19 protein-coding genes and 1 tRNA gene are annotated in these 22,600 nt (G+C 42.6%); 10 read left to right on the top strand and 10 right to left on the bottom strand.

All coding sequences use genetic code 11. From position 1 onward, the window contains the following. Positions 1-15 precede the first annotated feature (15 nt). The 8 genes from QVC79_RS12660 to QVC79_RS12625 all read left to right on the top strand — a co-directional run bounded on the left by QVC79_RS12660 (position 16) and on the right by QVC79_RS12625 (position 8,672). Positions 16-357, top strand: a complete 342-nt coding sequence (locus tag QVC79_RS12660) for a hypothetical protein (protein ID WP_124318371.1) — start codon at positions 16-18, stop codon at positions 355-357. Between the two features lie 12 nt (positions 358-369). Beyond that, the gene (locus QVC79_RS12655) at positions 370-1,566 is read left to right on the top strand and encodes a tetratricopeptide repeat protein (RefSeq protein WP_270592686.1); all 1,197 of its coding nucleotides are present in this window, start codon (positions 370-372) and stop codon (positions 1,564-1,566) included. A 39-nt stretch (positions 1,567-1,605) separates the two neighbouring features. Continuing rightward, the gene (locus QVC79_RS12650; RefSeq protein WP_151412093.1) at positions 1,606-2,520 is read left to right on the top strand and encodes an LpoB-related protein; all 915 of its coding nucleotides are present in this window, start codon (positions 1,606-1,608) and stop codon (positions 2,518-2,520) included. Positions 2,521-2,530: 10 nt separating this feature from the next. Continuing rightward, entirely contained in the window at positions 2,531-3,790 is a 1,260-nt protein-coding gene (locus QVC79_RS12645) for a DUF6175 family protein (RefSeq protein WP_270592684.1), read from the top strand. A 17-nt stretch (positions 3,791-3,807) separates the two neighbouring features. Further along, positions 3,808-5,151 (top strand): LPP20 family lipoprotein, encoded by a 1,344-nt coding sequence (locus QVC79_RS12640; RefSeq protein ID WP_124317657.1) that lies wholly within the window; start codon positions 3,808-3,810, stop codon positions 5,149-5,151. Positions 5,152-5,162: 11 nt separating this feature from the next. After that, the gene (locus tag QVC79_RS12635) at positions 5,163-5,720 is read left to right on the top strand and encodes a hypothetical protein (RefSeq protein WP_270592681.1); all 558 of its coding nucleotides are present in this window, start codon (positions 5,163-5,165) and stop codon (positions 5,718-5,720) included. Positions 5,721-6,017: 297 nt separating this feature from the next. Then, positions 6,018-6,944, top strand: coding sequence for a lytic transglycosylase domain-containing protein (locus QVC79_RS12630; protein WP_124317659.1), 927 nt, complete (start codon positions 6,018-6,020; stop codon positions 6,942-6,944). A gap of 60 nt (positions 6,945-7,004) precedes the next feature. Continuing rightward, positions 7,005-8,672, top strand: a complete 1,668-nt coding sequence (locus tag QVC79_RS12625) for a nucleoside kinase (protein ID WP_124317660.1) — start codon at positions 7,005-7,007, stop codon at positions 8,670-8,672. A 59-nt stretch (positions 8,673-8,731) separates the two neighbouring features. Here QVC79_RS12625 and QVC79_RS12620 read toward each other — a convergent pair whose 3' ends face one another. From QVC79_RS12620 to QVC79_RS12580, 9 genes are all read right to left on the bottom strand, one after another. Continuing rightward, a complete protein-coding gene (locus tag QVC79_RS12620) occupies positions 8,732-10,039 on the bottom strand; it encodes a thioredoxin family protein (protein ID WP_287642495.1) in 1,308 nt (435 codons plus the stop codon). After that, positions 10,032-10,460 (bottom strand): hypothetical protein, encoded by a 429-nt coding sequence (locus QVC79_RS12615; RefSeq protein WP_270592675.1) that lies wholly within the window; start codon positions 10,458-10,460, stop codon positions 10,032-10,034. Before QVC79_RS12615 ends, QVC79_RS12620 begins: the two co-directional genes overlap by 8 nt. A gap of 21 nt (positions 10,461-10,481) precedes the next feature. Then, a complete protein-coding gene (locus QVC79_RS12610) occupies positions 10,482-11,114 on the bottom strand; it encodes a fasciclin domain-containing protein (RefSeq protein ID WP_270592674.1) in 633 nt (210 codons plus the stop codon). 14 nt (positions 11,115-11,128) lie between these two features. Further along, the gene (locus tag QVC79_RS12605; protein WP_270592672.1) at positions 11,129-12,724 is read right to left on the bottom strand and encodes a RagB/SusD family nutrient uptake outer membrane protein; all 1,596 of its coding nucleotides are present in this window, start codon (positions 12,722-12,724) and stop codon (positions 11,129-11,131) included. A gap of 6 nt (positions 12,725-12,730) precedes the next feature. Beyond that, positions 12,731-16,174, bottom strand: coding sequence for a SusC/RagA family TonB-linked outer membrane protein (locus QVC79_RS12600; protein WP_270592670.1), 3,444 nt, complete (start codon positions 16,172-16,174; stop codon positions 12,731-12,733). A gap of 164 nt (positions 16,175-16,338) precedes the next feature. Continuing rightward, positions 16,339-17,499 (bottom strand): FecR family protein, encoded by a 1,161-nt coding sequence (locus QVC79_RS12595; protein ID WP_270592669.1) that lies wholly within the window; start codon positions 17,497-17,499, stop codon positions 16,339-16,341. Between the two features lie 84 nt (positions 17,500-17,583). Beyond that, complete coding sequence (locus QVC79_RS12590; RefSeq protein ID WP_270592667.1) at positions 17,584-18,156, bottom strand: RNA polymerase sigma factor; 573 nt, start codon at positions 18,154-18,156, stop codon at positions 17,584-17,586. Between the two features lie 63 nt (positions 18,157-18,219). Beyond that, positions 18,220-18,870 carry an HAD family hydrolase gene (locus tag QVC79_RS12585; protein WP_270592665.1) on the bottom strand — a complete coding sequence of 217 codons (651 nt, stop codon included), beginning with the start codon at positions 18,868-18,870 and terminating at the stop codon, positions 18,220-18,222. 86 nt (positions 18,871-18,956) lie between these two features. Beyond that, positions 18,957-19,029, bottom strand: a tRNA-Trp gene (locus QVC79_RS12580). 203 nt (positions 19,030-19,232) lie between these two features. Here QVC79_RS12580 and mnmA point away from each other — a divergent pair. Next, a complete protein-coding gene (mnmA, locus tag QVC79_RS12575; protein ID WP_124317276.1) occupies positions 19,233-20,279 on the top strand; it encodes a tRNA 2-thiouridine(34) synthase MnmA in 1,047 nt (348 codons plus the stop codon). A gap of 19 nt (positions 20,280-20,298) precedes the next feature. Further along, positions 20,299-20,862, top strand: coding sequence for a Crp/Fnr family transcriptional regulator (locus QVC79_RS12570; protein ID WP_124317275.1), 564 nt, complete (start codon positions 20,299-20,301; stop codon positions 20,860-20,862). Between the two features lie 20 nt (positions 20,863-20,882). On the opposite strand, the gene QVC79_RS12565 is transcribed toward QVC79_RS12570, so the two are convergent. Continuing rightward, positions 20,883-22,544, bottom strand: coding sequence for a putative transporter (locus tag QVC79_RS12565; RefSeq protein ID WP_124317274.1), 1,662 nt, complete (start codon positions 22,542-22,544; stop codon positions 20,883-20,885). Positions 22,545-22,600: the final 56 nt, after the last annotated feature.

The raw sequence follows: 22,600 nt of genomic DNA, 5'->3' as shown, positions 1-22,600 counted from the left end.
TCAATGTATAAAGATATGACTATCATTCATGGAATTCTGGAATGTCCCTTATTGAACCTCGGGTCTAAATCCGAAGGCCGGAGAGCTATCTTGACAGATGATGAGGGTAAAAAATATAAACTTTACCGGGCCGGGATATTACCCGCCGGTGACCCGTTTTTTATCCCTTACGATGGAATGCATATCGGAGTTTCCGGGAACGCAGAGGAAGAAACAGGGAGTTTTCTAGTTACATCCATTTTATTGGATGATGGCACGGAAGTCTTTCCTCAGCCGACAGAAATACCTGTCGGGGATCCCATCGAACTTCCCTTACCACATAAATCAAAAAAATCACTGAAAAAGAAAAATAAATAAACTTACAAGATTATGAGCAAAGAGAGATTTTGTCCGGAATGTGGTCAGCCCGTGAATGCAGACGAACGTTTCTGCCCGGATTGCGGGGCTGAAGTCCCGTTTGAACCCACCAACAACACGGGCATCCCGGAAGGCCCACTAAATAAAGTGAAACCTTCAGAGACAAGCGAACCGATTATAGGCGCAGGAGCACGTGCAAATATTACCGGAGGAATTAATAAAACCTCCACCACCCATGCTAATATTAATACATCCAGTGTCGATAACTCTTCCACGGTCCATAACAACACGACGATTGTCATGGAGAAAGAAGAAGCCGAGTATTGTGAGGTATGTGGAAATCCTTTTGACGAAAGGCATGCCAGATGCCCCAAATGCGGGAAAGAGATTTGCTTTGACTGCAAAGTAAAAGGAAAAAATCGTTGCGTGGAATGCGAAAAAAAATCTATTAACGAGTATCGCCTTGCTTTCCAACAGCTACTTCTGACGACCAACAGCAATATCGGTATCGCCGGCCGACAGATGATGGATCAAAAAGCCAGAGAATTGGACGTGGAAGACGTGAAAGCCGACATTGAAAAAGAGATGATAGAATTGTATAAACCGGCAAGTAAAGCCACTCAACCGGCCGTGGTTTCTCCCCCTTCCTCGGATCGCCCAGCTCAATCACAGGAAGCCAACCAGAAAGGTATAGGAGCCTTAACCGGGACTCACCAACATCCCATTTCACGGCCGGGATCGGGAAGAAACAAATGGATTTCCCTGAGTGTCATCATACTCGTTGTACTTGCCGGTTATTTTATCTTATCGAAGAAAGAACATCTGATCAAGGAAACTCCCGTGCCATCCCCGACAGAACAGAAGCAGACAGCTACGAAACAAAAGGCTGTTCCCCCGGTTCAAACCAAAACTACTCCCCCTGCAATCACTCCCGATAAAAAAGAGATACAAACGGGAAAGGTGCAGACGCAACCCGCCGTGGAAAAGAAAGATGCCGATTATGACGCAGGAATGGAAGCTTACGAGAAAGGGAAAGGACTGGATGCCATTCGTCTTTTCAAAAAATCCGGAAGTGCAAAATCATATTACATGCTGGGATTGATTTATGAAAACGGCTGCGGCACAGTGGGAAGTAACGGGATGATGGCCCGGAAGAATTTCAAAAAAGCCGCAGAGATGGGACACGAAGAAGCAAAATCGAAATTATAATATCATATTTCTATTAACCTTTAATTTAAATTCATTATTATGCTAAAGAGAATTATTACAATTATGGCGTTACTCTGTGTTGCTGTTATCGCAGTTAAAGCACAAGAGGTGAAGAAACCGAGGATGTATGTTGAATACTTCACGGAAGCAGATGGAGTTGAGGAAGCAAATAGCGACAAAGTTCGCCAAGCGGTCATGGCTGCCCTCAACAAAACGAAACGATTTGAACTGGTAGATCAAGATGCCGAGTATTCCATGAAAAAAGAAGAAGAACGGCGCACGGATGAAAAAGCAATGAGTGACGAGAAATCACGCACACAAACCATCACCGCTGCCGGACATGATTACATTTTAGGAGGAAACGTACTGGCCTGCTCCGTAAAATCCGAACAGAAAGACGGGAAAACGATGTATTCCTGCGTATTGAATTATTCAGTAACCGTGACAGAAGTAGCCACTTCAACAACGGTTGCAAGTGCCACATTTGATCACTCCCCCTCCGGGATTGGTGGTACGGTAGGTAAACTTTTGGATTTATCGGATTCAAAAGACAAAGCCATCGCAAGTGCAGTCAACATGATCGCAAGTGACATTGAAAACTTCCTGATCAAAGAATTTCCATTGGAAAGCACGATTGTTCCTATGGATTATGAAGTGAAAAAAGACAAATTGGTGAAATGTTATATCAACCTAGGCTCTGATCATGGAGTGAAAAAAGGAGATTATTTCTCCGTATTAGCTCCTAGCGTAAGAGCGGGTCGTACGACATACAGCGAGATCGGTAAAATGAAAGTGGAAGAAGTAGTAGATGGAACCATGTCACAATGTAAAGTAGTACAAGGCGACAAGAAAATATTCACTGCCATGGAAGCTTTCCAAGCTCTTGACGAGGCTGCCCAAAAGCAACAACCTCTAAAAGTGAAAGCAACGATAGCACCTTTATTCTCATTGTAATCGGTTATTTATGAAGAAAGTAGTGAACATATTTGGCATGCTGTTACTCCTCTTTTCAACTTCTGTCAAAGCCCAAGAGTACCTTCAGATCGTTTCTCTAGAAGCCGACAAAGGAGCAAACGCCGTTTTCTCCTCGGCTGGAATCGCAGATAACAAGAAAGGGATCGAAACAGATGCCATCAAATCACTTATCTACACCCTGTTTTTTCAGGGTGTAGAAGGTGTTAATGACGGGAAACCTTTAGTCAGCAAACCCAATGAGGCTTACACGAATACCTTCTTTAATAACTTGGCTCGTTACACTCCTTACGTGGTTAGCGCAGAAGAAGCCGTAAAAGCCACGAAAGTAGGCGGACGTTTCCAAGGTACGATGCGAATTACCTTGCGTCTTCGTCAATTGATTAATGATGTACGGAAAAATACACATTATGACGAAATGTTGGCTGAAACTCCCAAACCGAAATTACCCAAACCAACCATTATCGTTGTTCCAATCAAGAAAAAGGGGGAAAGTTATGAATCAATTCTGGAAAACGACAATGATTACCGTATCGCCGTGAGTGCCGTACAACAAGGCTTTGAGGCTTGTGACATAACAACTCAGAATGTATTGAAACAAATTGAAGCTATGAAATTGAGCGGAGAGTACGAAGAAAACGCAGGAGCTACAGAATCTAATGATAAACAACTTTTGTTAAGATCAGGCGCAGACGTTTATGTCACGGTGGATTTAATGAGAGACAATACAGGACAAGAAATTAGCTTATCATTAATCCTGCAAGCTTACGAAGTAACTAGTGGCGCTATCTGGGCCACGGCAGATGGTAGCACAAACCGTTTCCGTTCAACGGATACCAAACGTTTATGCTCTTACGCAGTCAAAGACCTCCTCCCGTCTTTCATGGAAAAGATCGTTAAACAGTATTCCCTCCCGTCTCGTGTCGCTTTACACGTATCTATCATTGTTGACGAAAACGACATGACGGGAATTTCTTTAAAAAATGCACGTTGCAAGAATGGAGAAAAGATCACAAGTTTCATTCAAAGTTGGCTGGATGACAATGCTTATGAAGGGGACTATCACCTACAAGGTATCGTGGATGTATCCGCCAAATTTGACTACGTGATGATCCCTAGAGAAGACAAGAAGGGAGCCAAAATGAACGCAGCAAAGTTTGCAGAAAAATTAGAGGCGGCTTTATACGCTCAAGGAATCGAATGCTCCAATAGCGTTGGAGGAAACACAATCTACTTGACACTAAACTTGTAACTATTAATAATAAAATTATGCGAAAGATTATTCTAGGCCTGTTACTCTCGATATGCAGTGTTTTCCATGCCGAGGCACAAGCACCCGACTGGGTAACCCAACGCCCGACTTCGTCTGACGCTTACATCGGTATTGGCGTCGCATCGTTATCGGAAACCGATTACATGAAAAAAGCGACCCAGAACGCCTTGTTGGACATCGTTTCACAGATCGCTGTAAAACTTGAAAACAATTCTTTTTTGCACCGGGTAGACGTGGATGGCAAAACACGTGAAATGCTGGAAGACAAAATTCACAGTTCAATGGTAGCTTGGCTGGAAGGACAAGAACTGAAAGGCAGTTACCAGTCGGAACAAAAATATTACGTGTATTACGCCTTGGATAAAAAAGTATATGCCCGAAAAGCCGAAGAACGCAGACAACAAGCGATCAGGACAGGCATGGATTACCTGCAAAAAGGACGTGGAGAGGAAAGCGCCATGAATCTTTCGCAAGCTGCCCAGCTCTACGGCAAAGGACTGGAAGCCGTGGAGCCTTGGGCATTTATGGATTTGACTACAAATGCCGGAGGTTCATCCGTGAATGTTCCCATAGAACTCTATAACGCTTACGTGAATGTGTTCAGCGGAATGGCCATCACGACCAACGTCATGATGGTAGAAGGCGAGGCCTTTAAAGCAATTGCCGAACCTATCGCCGGATGTCTTTCCAAAAACGGGGTTGTCGTTCCGAATGTTAAATTAAAGGCTTCATTCGCATCCGGTAATGGCACAGTATCCCCCGCCATACAGACAGACTACACGGGTACAGCGGAATTTTACGTAACGAATATTACCTCGAAAGAAGAGGTGCAGGAATTGCGCATCACCATTGACGACTCGTTCATGAATAGTCTACCCGAGGCATATCGTCAATTGTTGCAAAATCAAACTTGGCCCTCGGCTAAAGTCACGATTTCATTGAAGAGCGCACCGATCACGGCCTACCTCTACGTAAACGAGGATAACGAGCTGGAAGGTATCGAACGCCAGATCAGTAGCCTACTGACCAACAATTATTTCACATTATCGGAAGACCCCGATGCCGCCACGTGCTTCGTGGATTTATCCACTAAATTGGAAATGGGAGAAGTCGTTACCGGGGGAACGTATGACTTAAATACATGTTACTGTTCCCTAGTTCTAAAGATTTACAATAACAAAACACAGCAAATGCTCTTAAACTATTCGGTAAACCAAGTTAAAGTTCTAGTACCCGTAAACAAATCGGCAACCGCATCACTCTCGATGTGTATCCGGGAAGTGATAAAACGAGTGAACCGGGAATTGCCGGCCCAGATTAAAAAATTAAAAATCAATTAAAAGGTAGTATTATGAAACACTATGTCTTATGGGGATTGATTGTAGCTGCATTCTTTTTATTAAGCAGTTGCGGTTCGTCAAAGAAAATCCAAGAAAAAAGCCCCGTCGCCACGTTTATCATGCCGGGAGCAGACCTTGTCAGCGGCAACGGTGTACTTCGGGGCTGGGGTTCAGGCAGGTCCGACAGCGAAGCCTCTGCCCGGAAAAAAGCCCAAATGGCCGCTTCAGCAGAATTAGCCGCTATTTTGGCTAAAACGGTGGAATCTACAACCGAAGAGTACTCGACGATCCTGTCAGAAGGTATGTCTTCCGAATCCAAGTCTTTACTTACGGATAAAACGAAAATAACCGTGAATCAAACCTTGGCGGGAGCCACGATCGTATTCGACCGCTGGGACAAAGACGAAAAGACCGGACAATTTATTAATTATATCGTTCTGGAACTCAAAGGAGACGATTACTTGAAAAATTTGTATAAGGAACTTGAAAAGAATGATGCGGTTACCGTAGATCGGGATTTGCTGCAACGCCTTTTCTTGAAACACATTGACAAGAATTCGAAAAAGTAACTAATAAAGGGGCTGTACAAAAAGTCCGGCTTGTATTTGCCAACTACCCCCTCCAGCTCCCCCTGTGTAAGGGGGAGTCAGTGGGGGTAGTTGTTTAAAATTGACTTTTTGTACAGCTCCTTTATTTTAACATCGTATCTCTCATCCTCAATCATATACCCTCAACTTCCCTCCCACAACCATCCCCCTCCCGCTTAAAATGAACAATTCTTAGCGATTCTACACACATCTTTTCTCTCCACTTTGCTGTAAAAATCAAGAAAAAGATGTATTTTCGAAAAAATAAAATCATTGGTTGTGAAAAGGAACATTTTACTTACATTTCTGACAATTCTTGTCTTATTAAATAGTGCGGCGATCGGATATTACGTTTATCATGATCAGAAGGAACATGAAGAAAACGAGGAACCACCATTCCACCTCATGAAATCATCAGACGTGGATTTCCCGACAACATTCAGCTTGGCAGGAGAACCGGTTCCCCTAGAAAGAATTGACGTGGCGGAAGCCTTCAAAAAAGAACTCATCGTGAATACCTACTTGCATTCACACACGATCCAAGTTTTGAAAAATGCTCCCCGCTATTTTCATATCATCGAACCTATCCTAAAAGCGGAAGGAGTTCCCAACGACTTCAAATACCTAGCCGTCATCGAGAGTAGCTTGAACCCGTTGGCCGTATCTTACGCTGGAGCCACGGGAATATGGCAACTCATGAGTGCAACGGCCAAAGAACTTGGGCTAGAGGTGACGAATGACGTGGACGAACGCTACCATGTGGAAAAAGCTACCCGTGCCGCTTGTACCTATTTGAAAAAAGCCTATCAAAAATTCGGTTCATGGACATTAGCCGCAGCCTCTTATAACGGAGGCATGAATATGCTCACCAGACAAATGGACCGACAAAAGGAAAAAAACTTTTACGATCTTTTGCTTGGTGAAGAAACCGGAAGATACGTGTACCGTATGCTGGCATTAAAGCAAATCATGGAAGAACCCCACCTATACGATTTTTACGTGGACCATTTGTATCCCGTGGAACCAACCACACAAGTGAAAGTGACTAAAAACATAAAAAACCTAGCGGATTTTGCCCAAGAACACGGAATATCCTATAAAACGCTGAAACGCTTTAACCCTTGGTTGCGACAGACCTCGTTAAAAGTTGGAAAGCATAAAACGTACTATATTGCTATTCCGGAAAACAAGCAGGCATACAAGTAAAAATATTCGGCACGCTATTTGTACCACCCTGCCTATATTGGATGTAAAAAACCTCCCAACATGGAAAAGAATAAAATAACCGTCTTTTGTGAAAACAATGGACAAGAATACCAGATACCCACGGGATCTAGTTTAAAAGAATTCAAAAAAATCGTGTTCCCCATGAATCACCAAAACATTCTGGGAGCACTAGTAAATAACGAGGTACAGGACCTGCATTACGAGATATACAACCCGAAATACGTGAACTTTGTTGACGTAACCACACTGGACGGGTATAGCGTGTACTTGCGTTCTCTTATTTTCGTACTTTACAAGGCGATACATAATCTCTACCCGAAAAAAACGCTTGTCGTGGAATATCACCTTTCTAACGGGATATTCTGCCGTCTGGCAAATAAAGAATTTATTCTCACGGGGGAGAGGATCACCGAGATAAAAAAAGAGATGCAACGCATCATCGACCACGATTACGAGATCATGCGCACGGAGACCCCCACGGAAGAAGCCATCAAGCTTTTTAACCGACAGGGTCTAAAGGATAAAGAATTATTACTTTCCACACGAGGAAAGATGTTTACCTCCGTTTATTCCATTGACGGCACTTGTGACTATTTCTACGGGACGCTGGCCCCTTCCACCGGATGCTTGAAAGTGTTCGACCTGATGGATTACAAGGATGGGATGTTATTAATGCCACCCGAACGCACGAACCCGACACAAATAGTCCCGTTCGTACCCCAAGAAAAACTGTTCAGCACGTTCAGCGAGTTCAAACGCTGGGGAAAGATCTCCGAGGTTATGCAAATTGGGCATTTAAACCAAGCCATCGAACATAAACACGCCGGGGATATGATCAAGGTAAGCGAAGCCCTGCACGAGAAAAAGATCTCACAGATCGCTGACCAAATCAAGAAACAGAAAAAGGTAAAAGTCGTGCTTATCGCCGGTCCTTCCTCTTCGGGCAAGACCACGTTCGGAAAGCGATTAGCCATCCAGCTATTAGTGAACGGCATCAAACCCGTCAATCTATCCTTGGACAATTATTTCGTGAACCGGGAAGATACTCCTCGGGATGAAAAAGGGGAATACGACTTCGAGACGATTGACGCCTTGGACATCAATACCTTCAACGAAAACATCATGAGCCTACTAAGAGGTGAAGAAGTGGAGATACCCAAATTCTCGTTCGAAACAGGCCAACGTTTCTATGACGGAGAGAAATTAAAAATGACCCGCAACAACGTGATTATCGTGGAAGGCATTCACGGGCTGAATCCCAAATTAACCGAATGCCTGCCTCATGAAAGCCTGTTCAAAATATTCATCTCGGCACTTACGGTAATTTCCATTGATAACCATAACATTATCAACCCATCGGACAATCGTTTGATTCGCCGTATGGTCCGGGATCACAAATACCGGGGCTACTCGGCTCTCGACACCTTGAAAAGATGGGAAAGCGTGCTTTCCGGTGAACAAAAACACATCACACCTTACCAAGAAGAGGCCGATGTCATGTTTAACTCGGCTCTCGTGTATGAGTTGGGAGCCTTGAAACAACAAGCTGTTCCATTGCTGGAAGAAGTACTGGTGAAATACCCGGAACACTCCAAAGCGAAACGTTTGTTGAAATTCTTCTCGTACGTCCAGGCCGTACCAACTCGGGAAATACCACCGACTTCCATCCTCCGGGAGTTTTTGGGAGGAAGTTCGTTTAAATATTGAAACAAAAGACCGACTGAAAATAAATCAGTCGGTCTTTCCATATTTACACACCTCAGCACCTACGACTTCGCATTGAGTGCATCTAATTTCTGTTTTACATGAGCCTGTAATTGTGGATTCCCAGACTGCATGGATAACATATAAGCTTGTGTATAAGCCTCTTTCGCTTTTAGATCATCAGCCAATACAGCATAACAATCGCCACTTGTCAAATAATACCAAAACAAATCCTGCGGCTGAAGTTGTCCTCCATCCTTCGTACCCTTAACTAAATAGGCATTTAGCCATACAATTGCCTGATTTGCTGCCTCTTCTGTCAAATGCCCTTTCGTAGCCGTGAATAAATCAGTAACAAAACTCTTATATTCGGGCAACATAACCTTATCTCCGGTAGCTTCCAAGTAATCACTACATAAACGTACATAAGTAGCCTGATCTTTATGTCCGTAAAGAGCATTATTAGCATCCGCCAAGATCGTCAAAAATTCTATCGGAGTATACTTATCATGCTTTAAAGAATCAAATACAATTTTTTGATCTCCGGCAACACGAGCCAATTCCTTTTTATAATCAGGATCATTCTCTCTTGCCAGCTTATTAATCAACTCCATGGTATAGCTAAAAATCGGATTAGCGACCCTACGGAATGGCATGATTTTCAGATAATCCGGTAAATGACTAATCACAAACTCCACGTATTCATTATTTTTCTGCATCTCTGCATATCCCATGATAATTGTGAAGTCTGTAGCATTTACCATCTCAGAACGAGGTTTCGTTTCCATGTACGTTTGAAAAACTTTCTTTATACGAGACTCCCAACCTTGTCCCCGACGTTCCTGTATGATATATGGAGCTTCATGTAAAATCTCCTGCATAATACCCACGTCCTTCTTGTTCTTCTTGAGTGATGCCCATAATTCATCAAAAGTCGGGAGTTCCCCAGTTGCTTCCTTCGCTTTTTTCAACAAACGGTTCGCTGAAGCCGCACCAGTCACTCTCACGATGTCTTTCCCTTCTGCACTCATAAAAACCAATGTCGGCATTGCTCGAATCTGATACTTACGAGCCAGCTCTTTCTCTTTATCAACATCAACTTGTACACACACGAAATGGGCATTAAAATAATCTCCGATTTCTTTTTCCGGGAAAACTTTTGTAGCAAGTGCTTTACACGGACCACACCAAGTAGCCATAAAATCCACGAAGACCAATTTATTCTCACTCTTAGCTTTCTTCAAGGCATCTTGCAAGCTTCCTTGAAAAAACTCGATTCCTTCTGCCTGAGAACATATACTTCCAAGGCAAAATAGTACCAATACAAAATACTTTTTCAATAACATGATTCCTTTTCTATTTCTATTCAACTACAATAACTGTCATTGCATTTTCCACAACCTGGCTATACCCAGGGTTTGTCAACCGAACGGAAACCACATAAGCTCCCGGTTTAGCATTATTCTCCAAAGGATAAATCAAAGCTCCCCCTCCTCGAATTTCCAATTCATTCTTAAATGTAGCCGCAGCCTCATCACCTAACGGGGAAGTCACGGACTCTACCGTAAAATAAATCGGTTCCGTCCCCTCAAATCCTTGCATGGCAATACTCACCCAAGGTGCGTTATTTTGAATCCGTAACGCATCGGTTACCGGGTTCGGAGTCTTATAAACATACATTGTATCCGGAGCATAAGCTGCATTCTCCGTGATCAAATATCCTTCTGTTGTCTCGTGGCAGGCAACCAAAGTCACCAACAATACTCCCACAAATAAAATTATCGTTTTCATTATTCAATCTATTAAAAACAATTACTCTTCTTCTCCCAGCGTGAATCTGTAATCCAACGCATGAACCAAACAATCATCCGGCTCAATATCCCCGGAAATCACCTGATACAAATTACCTGATTTCAAGAAGTTGATATAAATAGGACGAGCTGCATTTTGAACGACCCCGTCTTTTTCTTCAACAAAAACATACACCCACACCTCCGTACCGGCAAGCGTATTATAGATTTCACCGCCTGTTCCGACAGAGCCATAGTCTGCCGATTTTCCGGCAGGAATAGCTTTACGATAAAGTTTGCCATCAACAATATGTTGCAAAAGGATAGAACGACACCAATCTGCATCAAGCTCAGTAACTTTTTCCAGCCCATTCTCTAACAAATAACGACGGATAGAATGATTGGTTATTCCGAAGAAGGTAATCTCTTTGTGATTTTCATCGTTCCCCTCGAATAACTTCACCATATCTTCTCCCGCATGGCGAATCATCGCAGCAGTTAAATTCCAATCATAAGGATGGGCATCCATATATTCCAGCATATTCCCGTCAAAACGAGCCTTACTTATACCTGAATAAGCAAAATTATCTTTTGTACAAGAGCTCATCCCCAACAACAGGCAAACCCACACAGACAATACATATATTCTTTTCATATCTATCTTGTATATTATTGTTTACTTCTATTCCAATACAAATTCTGTCGCATCAAATTATTGTTCGTGAAGAAAATAGATTCGACCTCTGCATATAATGCACCATCCTCAATATCCCGATCTGTCAACAAAGCGAAGGCTGGTGGTAATTCTTTCCGCACATAATCATAAGTGTCCTTACCATTAAAGAAACAATAACCATTTCTCACGACATCATAATACCGGTGATTCTCTTGTAACAACTCCTTCTCTCTCTCCCGGAATATTGCCAAACAGATATTATTAGCTAACCCTTTCTCAACATCGGCTGCATTGGGGAAGTCGTGTTCCGTGTTTCCAAAAGCCCTGCGTCGAATCACGTTCAAATCATCCACGGCATTATCCTTCCCTTGACGTGCACGACACTCAGCCCTTAATAGATAAATTTCCCCTAAACGCCAAACGACCTCACTCTGATCTAATCCTCGATATTGAGGTGTGGGATTATTTAGGGTAATCTTATAATACGGATATCTGAATTTATAAATAAACGCTCTCTTAATCTTCGTGTTATCATATCCACCGGGAGGAAGAATTGAATCACCCGGATTACATTCGGTAACAGGAATTACGTTTCCATTATCATATTTCAAGTAAATAACATCCGCATCCAACGCAAAGAAATAAGCCTCTCTCCGTTTATCACCTTCCTCATACATCTTGTTTACCGTAGATTTATAAACCGTACTTGCATAGTAACCTGATTCTGGAGTAAAACCGGAAGTAATCACCGGAAATCCAATAAATGTATTCTGCATGAATCTTTCCTCTTGAGCAGAATTAGCAATTTCCCATATACTTTCTTTGCTATCACGATACATGACATCCGTAACCACAGCCTCCGGATCAGCAGCCAACTCATAGTTCCCCACTTTTTGCTCAATAATCATAGAACAGTACTCCTCGGCTTTTTCCCAATACTCATCCTTCCCTTCCACACTTGCCCGCCAAGCATAAAGATGAGCTAACAAAGCTGCCGCAGCTCCCTTACTACCATAGTTTTTAATAATCGGACCATCCAACCCACTCAACTCCTCATATTTAGGTAAGTCCATCGCCAACAAGGCCCACTTTTCAGCCTCATCAAGCATTTCCGTCACGGAACTTTTCGCCCGAGGACCAAAATCTGTAGTGGATTTTGAAATCACCATTTCTCCACAATCTCTTGCCAATCTCCAGTATCCCAATGCATTCGCAAAATAAGCCTGTAATAAATAAGGCTTCAGTTCTTCCTCTGATATTTTAAAACGGTGTGCATTCTCTAGGATCAAATTTGCCTGATAAGTAAGCCTATACACGGAAGCCGCATCACCAGTACCGCTCTGCATCGTACGAAGTGATGTATATCGACTATCCTCATCCAGAATATACCCCAACCCTTTTCGGGCAGATTCTCCGTTACGCATACGCAGTAACAATTCGGTCAATAAACTTTCCGCATCTTGCCGTGTCTGGAAATAATTTGTATATGTAGTTGAATTCTCCGGTTGTACATCAATCAATCCTGTACACCCGGTTAATCCCGCAATCAATCCCATTGACAAGATAAAATAATATATTTTTCTTTTCATAACCAGTTAGAAATTAAGAGTTAAACCCAATGTCCATTTTCTCGGAAGAGGATAAGATTTCCCGTCGTCAATTCCCGTGTACACGTCAATTGTTTCCGGATTCCCGTATGAATAATTACTCAAATAGAACAAGTTCTCCACCGTCATGAAGAAACGTGCCCCGGAAAGTCCAACTCGCTTAATCCATCTGTCCTCGATATTATATCCCAAAGTCAATTGTCGCAAACTAAGAGAATTTACTGTCTCGATATTACTATCAAGTAAAGGCATAATCGTCTTACCATATTTAGGAAAATCAGCTTTATCTCCAGGTGCACTCCAGAAAGTTACATCTCGATAATCAAAGAATAACTGCGGGATAGAAGCGAACATCTGTTCTCCTGCCGTACGAATAACTTTCCGTCCTAAAGAAAAACTAAACAACATATTCAAATCAAAATTTTTCCATTTCAATTCGTTCACCCAACCACCATGAGCGATCGGTAGAGGAGACCCGGCATTATACTTATCCGGATAGGAATCATTATTAAAGTCTTTCAATTTATAATCACCTACTTTACCACTTATTTCTCCCCGAACAGAAACTCCTCCGATATAAGTTGCATCACCGTTTACACGATAATAGATTGGCACTTCATCCTCCGATTCATAAAAACCATCATGAGCATACACTCTCAACCCGAACATCGGACGTCCGATAACAAATTGATCCTGTTGATTACCTCGCAAAATCGTAATATCCTTATCATTATATGACTCTTCGAAACGGTTCCAAACCCGTGCGATATTAAATTTCGTACGCCAACTAACAGCTCGATCCCTCAATATATCCGCTTGTAATTCCAATTCAATACCTTCATTCGAAACAGCCATTGCATTTTCCATTCTAGCCGTAAATGGAAGGATTCCTCCGGGTAGTCCCACCTTATTGATCAATGCACTCGTATATTTATAATAATAGTCAAGTTTTAAATTGATCCGGTAATCGAACATATCCATATCCAACCCTAAATCATATTGTTCGGTCTTTTCCCAAGTCAAATCCGGAGAGATTGGTGCAGAAGTCGATACTCCCGAATGAAATTGAAAAGTTGTCATACCGGAGGTCATCAGACCGTGAGCAAGATAAGCATCTGAAAAAATCTGACCGGAAGTACCGTAACTTCCTCTGATTTTTCCCCAATTCAACCAACCGCTTGTCCAACGCTTGATGAAAGGTTCCTCCGAGAAACTCCAACCTACTGCCACAGAGGGGAAATTAGCCCATTGATTCCCTTCCCCAAAAGTAGAAGAACCATCCCGACGGAACGTAAACTCTAAAAGATAACGCTGTTTGAAGTTATACCCGATACGACCAAAATAACTTACCATTATTTTTTCCTGGAAATCAGACTCGTAGCTTGTCGTTGAGCGCCAATCGGGACTAGCCTCTGTACCATAGTTAAAAATCGGTGTATTAATCGAAGGATCATAGTAATTTACGTTATCGCTTGATCCCCGTTTCCCATAACCACCAACATAAAAATCCTGCGATTTATTCACGTTAAATCCAAACAGAATGTCAAAATTATGAATCTCATTAATACTTTTATTATAACGAAGTAATTCTTCCGTCGAGATCATAATATTCCGCATAATAGCTCCTTCAGATTTACTTTCATGATAAGACTCATCCAAATTACTTGGAGTGAATTTGTTCATATTTCCTTGTGAATAATCCACACTACCAGAAGCGGAAAGACTGAAACCATCCAAAAATTTATATTCTAAGAATAAACTCGCCATACCCCGGTAATCATCGGTTCGGTCTTTTATCCCTTTTGTGGCAGATAACCACTCATCGACGATCTCATCACTCGCTGCACAATAGGTCTTCATTTTCTCCGGAACTACACTCATCTTTTCGTAACGACTACTTCCATCTCCAGATTTATTCATCGTTCGATCAATGTAAGCTAGATAAATACGAGAATCTAACCGTAGTTTATTTGTGAGTTGAGCAGTTAAATTCGAGATCAAATTTGCCCGAGTATAACCACTATTTACCATGATTCCTTTCTCATCGTAAATCCCGGCACCAATCATGTATTGGAATTTATCCGTACCTCCAGAAGCCTGCACGTTGGCGTTCAAAACTTTACCTGTACGGAAAGCATATTTCCACCAGTTCGTACAATTATTATAATAGGGGTCCAAACTATCCTGCAAATTAGCTTCGATCTTCACATTATCAGTTTTACCATTCTGCCAAAACGCATCGTACACGCCATATTTTCCCCAAACATCCTCGTAAGACTGCGGCCAAAATTGAGCATGTGCTGCAAAATCATAATAAGCCATTTGCTGATTTCTTCTAGACAACAGTTGTAACCAACGATCCATCCGACCTCCCGTTTGCACCGGATATTCCATTACTTTGGACATCGTGTAGGAAACATTAGCCGCAAATTTAGCCTGACCAGCTTTTCCTTTTTTCGTCGTGATCAAAATAACACCATTCCCGGCACGAGAACCATAGATAGAAGCGGCAGCCGCATCTTTCAAAACCTCCACAGACTCAATCATACTCGGGTCCAAATCTGCCAACGTATTAGTACCTGTCACTGGAGAAACGAAAGAATGCATTGGAATACCATCCACCACCCAAAGCGGTTGACCATCACTTGCACCACTTACTAACAAAGAGTTAAAACCGCGAACTGCAATCACAGAAGCACTACCGGGAGCTCCCGATTGCTGAATAATATTCACCCCGGCCAAACGCCCTTGCAACATATTCGTGATACTTGCCGAAGGAAGTTCTTTCATCTCTTCAGCTTTCACAGAAGAAATAGCAGAAATCATCTCTCTCTTGTTCTGAGATCCATAAGCCCGAACAACTACCTCGTCCAAATCGGCCATATCCTCTTTCATAATCACACGTAAAGTATCCGTGTGTTCCGTGAACTCTACAATCTCCTTTTTGTAACCTACAAAAGAAAATTCCAAAGCTCCTTTCGTCATGGGTAAAGTAATCGCAAACCAACCTTTTGCATTTGTTGCCGTACCAATATTCACTCCTTCAACTTTTACCGTCACTCCCGGCATTGGTTGCTTTTGCGCATCCATTACCCATCCTTTTAACGTCAATGAGGTCGTTTTCTCATCTTTCACTTGTTCTCGAATAACCACTACATTACCGTCAAAAGAATACGTCAACCCCAATTCAGGTAATACCCTGTCAAGAACTTTAGCTAATTCTTCGTTCTCCGCCTGGATATTTATTTCTCCTTTGGTTTTTATCAAAGCGTAATTGTAAAAGAAATCACACTGGGATTGTTTACTCAACTCCTCTAGCACAGTGGTCAACAAAACATGTTTCATATCAAGTGTGACCCTTGCATCCTGTGATAAAACCTTGGCGTGCAATGACATACACATACCAAACAACAATACACTCAAAAATTTCATAAACATTAACATTTTGCGCCATGACATCCAATAGCATGACCAAGCGCCGTTTCGCTTTTTTTTCATAGATTTGTGATAATAATTATACATGATATACTTTTCTTTCGGTGCTAATGAGATGAAAAGTATATTTTAATCTAGCAGATTGGAGAGTGATCAGATCTTCAATCTGTTTTTCGTTTTATAGTAATCGTATTTTCGTTAATTATAAATTTCACATCCTGTGTCTCTTCCATCTTTTCCAGCAGGTAAGTAATATTTTCATACCGTTTCAAGCGTCCCCCGAACTCCATTCCCTTCAATTCCGGATTCTGGAAAAACACTTTCAGATCATACCATCGGGCCAGTACATCCATTATTTTTTCTAAAGACTCTTGCTTAAAATAATAATAACCGTCTTTCCATGAAGTATATACTTCCGTGTCGACAACACGTGCATCCGTTTTCCCACTCGCACGGTCAAAAACAAGTTGCATACCGGGATCTAACACTTGTTCTTTCTCTTCATGTTCAACCCGCACTTTTCCCTCGACTAGAGTCGTCTCTATCGTTCCATTATCCGGATAAGCATTCACGTTAAAAGATGTCCCTAACACTCTTACATCAATCTCCCCTGCATTCACTACAAAAGGGTGATCAGCATCCTTCATAACCTCAAAATACCCCTCTCCTGTTAAAAACACTTCCCGAATCTCTCCTGTAAATTTAACTGGATAGCGTAAAGAAGAGCCTGCATTCAAATACACTCGCGTGTTATCCGATAATTGGAGATTAAATTCTGCCCCGAAAGGTACTCGTATCGTATGAAACTCAACAATTTCCGAATCTATTCCTACCGCATACACCAAAGTATTTTTTGCGCTTGACGCTTTTACTTGATCCCCAGAAAAAAGAATATCCCTAGAAGAAGAATCTAATTGAATAACTTGTCCCCGTGGTAACACGAGCTCAGCTTTGGAAGTTCCTACTTTAACATTATTCGCCAATCGCAAAGTCTCCACTTCTCGTTCCCCACTTGAAAGCATAAAATAAGAAGCAAAACCCAACAAAAGTACAATCCCAGCTGCCACAACGCTCCAACGAACCAACAAAAACTTTTCTCGTTGTTTTTTTACTATTTTTTCAATCTGTTCAAAAACGCCACGATTATCTCTGCGACCTTTTAGGCCCATACTGAATTCTTTCAGGTCCTGTAATTCCTCCTCAAATCGCTCATTCCGCCCATTTTCCCGTTTCCACTCTTCCAACACATGACGATCCTCCTCGGAAATATTTTCTCCTGCAAAAAGTTCTGCCAGTATTCTATCGATTTCGTTTTCTTTCATCGTAATACATTTAATCTTTTATCTATATATCACTACACTTTTCATTTAGGGTGAAAAGAAAAAAGATTTTTTTTGAAAAAACGATTAATTTCCTGTTGAAATAAAAAGCAGAATAGAAGAAAAGGCATCCTGTGTCAGATGTTCCCGTAAAAATCGCAATGCAATTTTCATTTGGGTCTTTACCGTGTTTATGCTAATACTCAAAGCATCAGCAATCTCTCGATATTTCATATCCTCCAAACAGGCCATCAAAAATATCTTGCGACACTCGTCAGGGAGACTACTGATCGTACGATACAATAATTCAATTTCTTTGCCAGATTCCTCTTCCAAAAAGAATACCGGGGAATCATGTTCTTCTCCGGAAGCATTATTATATAATTGATCACGACGATATTTATCTCGAACATAATTGATCGCCCTGAACTTTACAGCCTGAAACATGAATCGATCCAATTCCCCTTCAAAATTTTCCAAACGTCGGGAACGCCATATATGTACAAAACATTCCTGTACAATATCTTCCGCACTCTCCGGCTCTCGAATCAAACGATAACAATAAAGCAAAAGAGGCTCATAATAAACAGTAAAAAGCTTTTGTAATGCCGCCCTTTCATCTTGTTTATACAATAATAATATATCACCCGAATTTGCCATTTTCACACGCATTTGGCACAAAAATAATATATATTTTCGAGTAAACAAGAAAAACAGGATTCACTAACGAACCCACCTCGTAATTTCGCAAGGCTCGTCGGCAATGTATTGGGCTCCATTAGCCAACAATTCTTTCCGATCCCGGAATCCCCAAGTCACCCCAACTGAAGTTACTCCGCTATTCACCGCCGTTTGCATATCTACGCCGGAATCTCCCACATAGAGGACCTCCTCTTTTGTCACTCCTGCCTCTTTCATTATATCAAAAACAATGGTAGGATTCGGTTTCACGGGTATTCCTTCCCTTTGCCCGTAAACAAAATCAAAAAGCCCCTCTCCGAAATACTCTGGAATCAGCTCCCGAGTGGCCTCATGATATTTATTGGAAGCCACGGCTAGCAATAAATGATGACGCTTTAACGCTTTCAGCAAATCATAAATCCCATCATAAGGAGTCGTAAAATCCGCCTTGTGTACAGCATAATAGGCCATAAAATCCTCCCGGATTTTCAGCATATTCTCATGTGTCCGCTCTTTCTCCGGCAAGGCTCGTTCAAGCAATTTGTTAATCCCATTCCCCACAAAATAACGAAAAGCGGGCAATTCATGTGTCGGGTATCCATGTCGCCGTAAAGCATAATTCGTACTTGCGGCCAAATCCTGCAAGGAGTTCAGCAATGTCCCATCTAGATCAAAAATCACCAACTTTGTCATAATTCATTCCTATATTTCTTTTTACATCACAAAAGTATACATACATGGGAAATAAAAAAGAGGCTGCAATAACAACCTCTTTTCGGCACGGGAGGAGAGGTTCGAACTCCCGACCCTCGGTTTTGGAGACCGATGCTCTACCAACTGAGCCACTCCCGTATTTCGTGCTGCAAATTAAGGTAATTTAAACGAGAAAAACAAGTCCCACCCGGAAGTACTCGTAAAAATATTACCTTAAAAATGCTTGCTATCCCACAAGTATCAGGAGTTCAAGCAACAAATTCATCCAACAAAATACAAAACCCTATGACAATTCTAAAATTAAACCGTATTTTTGTCCCCCGACTTCAATAAAAAAGGACATGGAAAAAGTTGTAGTTGGTCTCAGCGGAGGCGTGGATAGTTTTGTTACGGCACTCCTGTTACAACAACAGGGTTTTGAAGTTATTGGTGTCCACCTGCAATTATGGGCATCACGGGCCAGCTCCTCGCAAGAACCGGAAGTCGAGGAATTGTGTAAACAAACGGGCATCAAGCTCTACCGGTTAAATGGCAGGCAACTTTTCCAAAAACAAGTGGTCCAACCCTTCATCCAAGGCTACCTTTCAGGAATTACCCCCAACCCGTGCGCCACGTGTAACAGCTTTATCAAATGGAATCTACTTCGAGACTTGGCAAACGAACTAAAAGTACACCATGTCGCCACGGGACACTACATTCGGATTCACCCTTTCGCGAACCATTATTACGTCCATAAAGGAGTTGACCCGAATAAAGACCAATCGTACTTCTTATGGGGCGTTCCGGAAGAGATCCTATGCCGGGCCATCACCCCATTAGGACATTACACGAAAACACAGGTAAAGGAAATGGCCAAAGAACACGGGTTTATCCGTCTGGCTGAAAAGCAAGAAAGCATGAGTATCTGTTTTCTTGAAAAAGGAGACTACCGGGCTTTCATCGCCAGCCAGCCGGGAACAGACTCTTGTTTCACACCCGGCCGGATCGTGGATGAATCCGGAAATCACGTGGGAGAACATACTGGAATCGTGAATTACACCGTGGGACAAAAGAGAGGAATCCCGTCCAAGGGACAATTCCCACAATATGTTTCACGCCTATCCCCGTCCACGAACCAAATCGTCGTGGGAGATAAGGCAAGCCTACACCGAACGACCTTTACTCTCGGGCAAATTCATTTAATTAATCCTGAAGAAATTCATTCACAAGACATAGAAGTTAAAGTACGGGGTATCGGGCTGAACCCGGAAGGATTCGCACAACTATCTTTCCAACCCAATCGGACATTACACGTACAACTTTCCTCTCCCGCATGGGCCATTGCCCCCGGACAACCGGCTGTCTTTTATCGGGAAGACCGGGTAATCGGTGGGGGGATCGTCCTATAACCTTTTAAAATATCATGACATGACATTTTCAGATATACTCCAACAACAATATAAACTATCCGAGGATAGTATCCACCTTCTCCTTAAAGATGTAACAACCATCTCTTTCAACAGAAAAGAACCCATCGTGCAGGAAGGGCAACGCAATGAGTATATTTATTTCGTGGAAAAAGGTTCTGTCCGAGGATTTATCGAACGGGAAGGTAAGGAGTTTACCCTATTGTTTGCATTCGAGGGAGATATGGCCGCCACCATGCCAAACCTGTCACAAACACCGACAGCTAAATTCACGCTAGAAACCCTCGAATCTTCCACGCTCGTGCAAATCTCCCGTTCTCACTTGGAATACCTCTTCCTTCATTCCCTAGAACTGGCAAACTGGGGACGCAAACTGATGGAAAAGACCATGCAGGAGTACGAGCATTATTTCATCGAGTACTACTGGGCCGACAAAGGCCACCAGTATCAAATACTGATAAAAGAATACCCGCAACTCTTACAACGAGTTTCGTTAAAAGAAATCGCCTCATACCTAAACATCACGCCTCAGTCATTAAGCCGGATCCGGGCACACTTGAAATAAATCTTACACGAGCATCACCGCTAAACAAAAAACAAAATCAGCATCTGTGCTGTCAGTACCCGCAAGAACATCGTGAGCGGGTACACCGTGGCATAACTCACGGCGGGAGCGTCATTTCCCACGATACCATTGGAATAAGCCAATGCTGGCGGGTCTGTCATACTTCCAGCCATTAACCCCATCAACGTAAAGTAATTCACTTTATATATGGAACGGGCAATAATCCCGATTATAATCAAAGGCACCACGGTAATAATAAAACCATAACCTACCCAAGCATACCCTCCGCCATCAATAATGGTCGACACGAAACCTTCTCCGGCCCCCAACCCGACACTTGCCAAGAAAAGGGATATACCTACTTCCCGCAACATCAGGTTAGCACTCATTGTCGTGTAAGTCACCAAACCGTATTGGGGACCGAAACGACTGATCAAAATAGAAATAATCAATGGACCTCCCGCTAATCCCAGCTTTACCGGCTGAGGAATACCGGGGAAAGTAAACGGAATACTTCCCAGTAAAATACCCAAGAATATACCTAAAAATATGGCTACCAAGTTAGGCTCCCGCAAACGACGCAAAGAGTTACCCAACACTTTCGCCACGTTCGTAACGGCAGCTTCCGGCCCAACAACCGTCAAGCGATCTCCAATCTGTAACTGCAAATTCGGTTTAGCTACCAAATCCACCCCGGCACGGTTTACCCGAGTCACGTTAACCCCGAAACAATTCCGCAACCGCATCTCTCCTAACATCTTCCCGTTCACCTCCCCCTTCGTAATTGCGATCCGACGAGATACCAGTTGTTTATCCAATTGTTCCCAAGCAACGTTGACACGTTCCCCAAGAAAAGCTGCAATCGCATCAATGTCCTGTAAAGCAGCCACGACAAGCAATTTATCTCCTTCACGTAGACAAGTCTCGGAAGAACCGATTTCGATACGGTCATCCTCGTGGCAAACCCGTGAAAACACGAACTTTCGATTTATCAAACGGGTAATTTCCATCAAATCCTTACCAAACAAAGCCGGATTTGTTACTCGCACGGAAAACTGTTGAGCCCCGTTCGCACGCTCCCCATCCTGTCGCTCCAAATCCTCGTTCTCCTTCTCGAACTTCACCCGGAAGATCACCCGCATCAGCAGAATCGACCCAATAATACCGATCACTCCCAAGGGGTAAGCCACCGCATATCCTAAAGCAATCGTGGGGTCATTTACCCCTGCCATATCCGAATAAGCTTGTTGAGCAGCACCCAATCCCGGCGTATTCGTCACTGCTCCGGAAAGGATACCGACCATCGTTGTAATCGGTAATCCGGTCACAACATGAATAATATATGTGGTCACCACGCCCAAGAACACGATGCCCGCGGCCAGCATATTCAAGGTTAAGCCTCCTTTTCTGAAAGAAGAGAAAAAACCGGGTCCTACCTGTAATCCCACAGAGTACACGAATAGAATCAATCCGAATTCCTTCATAAAATGTAAGGTATGACCGTCCACCCGCATTCCCAAATGGCTACAAATAATCCCCACAAAAAGAATCCAGGTTATCCCCAAAGAAATCCCCCAAACCTTTACCTTTCCAAGCACAATCCCCAGAGCGATAACGATTGCGAACATTAACACTGAATGAGCAATTCCCTGTCCAAAAAACAGTTCACTTAACCAAGACATACTTATTTTAAATTCTGAACGGTTTCGTCTAACCGTTTGATGAATAAACATTTAAC

The organism is Butyricimonas sp. (genome assembly GCF_019423355.1).
GTDB classification, from domain to species: Bacteria; Bacteroidota; Bacteroidia; order Bacteroidales; family Marinifilaceae; genus Butyricimonas; species Butyricimonas faecihominis.
The sequence above is the reverse complement of the archived record's forward strand: the minus strand, read 5'-3'. Positions and strand labels throughout refer to the sequence as shown.

What these genes read in the sequence shown, in the direction of transcription:
- QVC79_RS12660 (WP_124318371.1), top strand. Translation starts at nt 16, where the DNA reads ATGACTATCATTCATGGAATTCTGGAATGTCCCTTATTGAACCTCGGG.
- QVC79_RS12655 (WP_270592686.1), top strand. Translation starts at nt 370, where the DNA reads ATGAGCAAAGAGAGATTTTGTCCGGAATGTGGTCAGCCCGTGAATGCA.
- QVC79_RS12650 (WP_151412093.1), top strand. Translation starts at nt 1,606, where the DNA reads ATGCTAAAGAGAATTATTACAATTATGGCGTTACTCTGTGTTGCTGTT.
- QVC79_RS12645 (WP_270592684.1), top strand. Translation starts at nt 2,531, where the DNA reads ATGAAGAAAGTAGTGAACATATTTGGCATGCTGTTACTCCTCTTTTCA.
- QVC79_RS12640 (WP_124317657.1), top strand. Translation starts at nt 3,808, where the DNA reads ATGCGAAAGATTATTCTAGGCCTGTTACTCTCGATATGCAGTGTTTTC.
- QVC79_RS12635 (WP_270592681.1), top strand. Translation starts at nt 5,163, where the DNA reads ATGAAACACTATGTCTTATGGGGATTGATTGTAGCTGCATTCTTTTTA.
- QVC79_RS12625 (WP_124317660.1), top strand. Translation starts at nt 7,005, where the DNA reads ATGGAAAAGAATAAAATAACCGTCTTTTGTGAAAACAATGGACAAGAA.
- QVC79_RS12615 (WP_270592675.1), bottom strand. Translation starts at nt 10,460, where the DNA reads ATGAAAACGATAATTTTATTTGTGGGAGTATTGTTGGTGACTTTGGTT.
- QVC79_RS12610 (WP_270592674.1), bottom strand. Translation starts at nt 11,114, where the DNA reads ATGAAAAGAATATATGTATTGTCTGTGTGGGTTTGCCTGTTGTTGGGG.
- QVC79_RS12605 (WP_270592672.1), bottom strand. Translation starts at nt 12,724, where the DNA reads ATGAAAAGAAAAATATATTATTTTATCTTGTCAATGGGATTGATTGCG.
- QVC79_RS12600 (WP_270592670.1), bottom strand. Translation starts at nt 16,174, where the DNA reads ATGAAATTTTTGAGTGTATTGTTGTTTGGTATGTGTATGTCATTGCAC.
- QVC79_RS12595 (WP_270592669.1), bottom strand. Translation starts at nt 17,499, where the DNA reads ATGAAAGAAAACGAAATCGATAGAATACTGGCAGAACTTTTTGCAGGA.
- QVC79_RS12590 (WP_270592667.1), bottom strand. Translation starts at nt 18,156, where the DNA reads ATGGCAAATTCGGGTGATATATTATTATTGTATAAACAAGATGAAAGG.
- QVC79_RS12585 (WP_270592665.1), bottom strand. Translation starts at nt 18,870, where the DNA reads ATGACAAAGTTGGTGATTTTTGATCTAGATGGGACATTGCTGAACTCC.
- mnmA (WP_124317276.1), top strand. Translation starts at nt 19,233, where the DNA reads ATGGAAAAAGTTGTAGTTGGTCTCAGCGGAGGCGTGGATAGTTTTGTT.
- QVC79_RS12570 (WP_124317275.1), top strand. Translation starts at nt 20,299, where the DNA reads ATGACATTTTCAGATATACTCCAACAACAATATAAACTATCCGAGGAT.
- QVC79_RS12565 (WP_124317274.1), bottom strand. Translation starts at nt 22,544, where the DNA reads ATGTCTTGGTTAAGTGAACTGTTTTTTGGACAGGGAATTGCTCATTCA.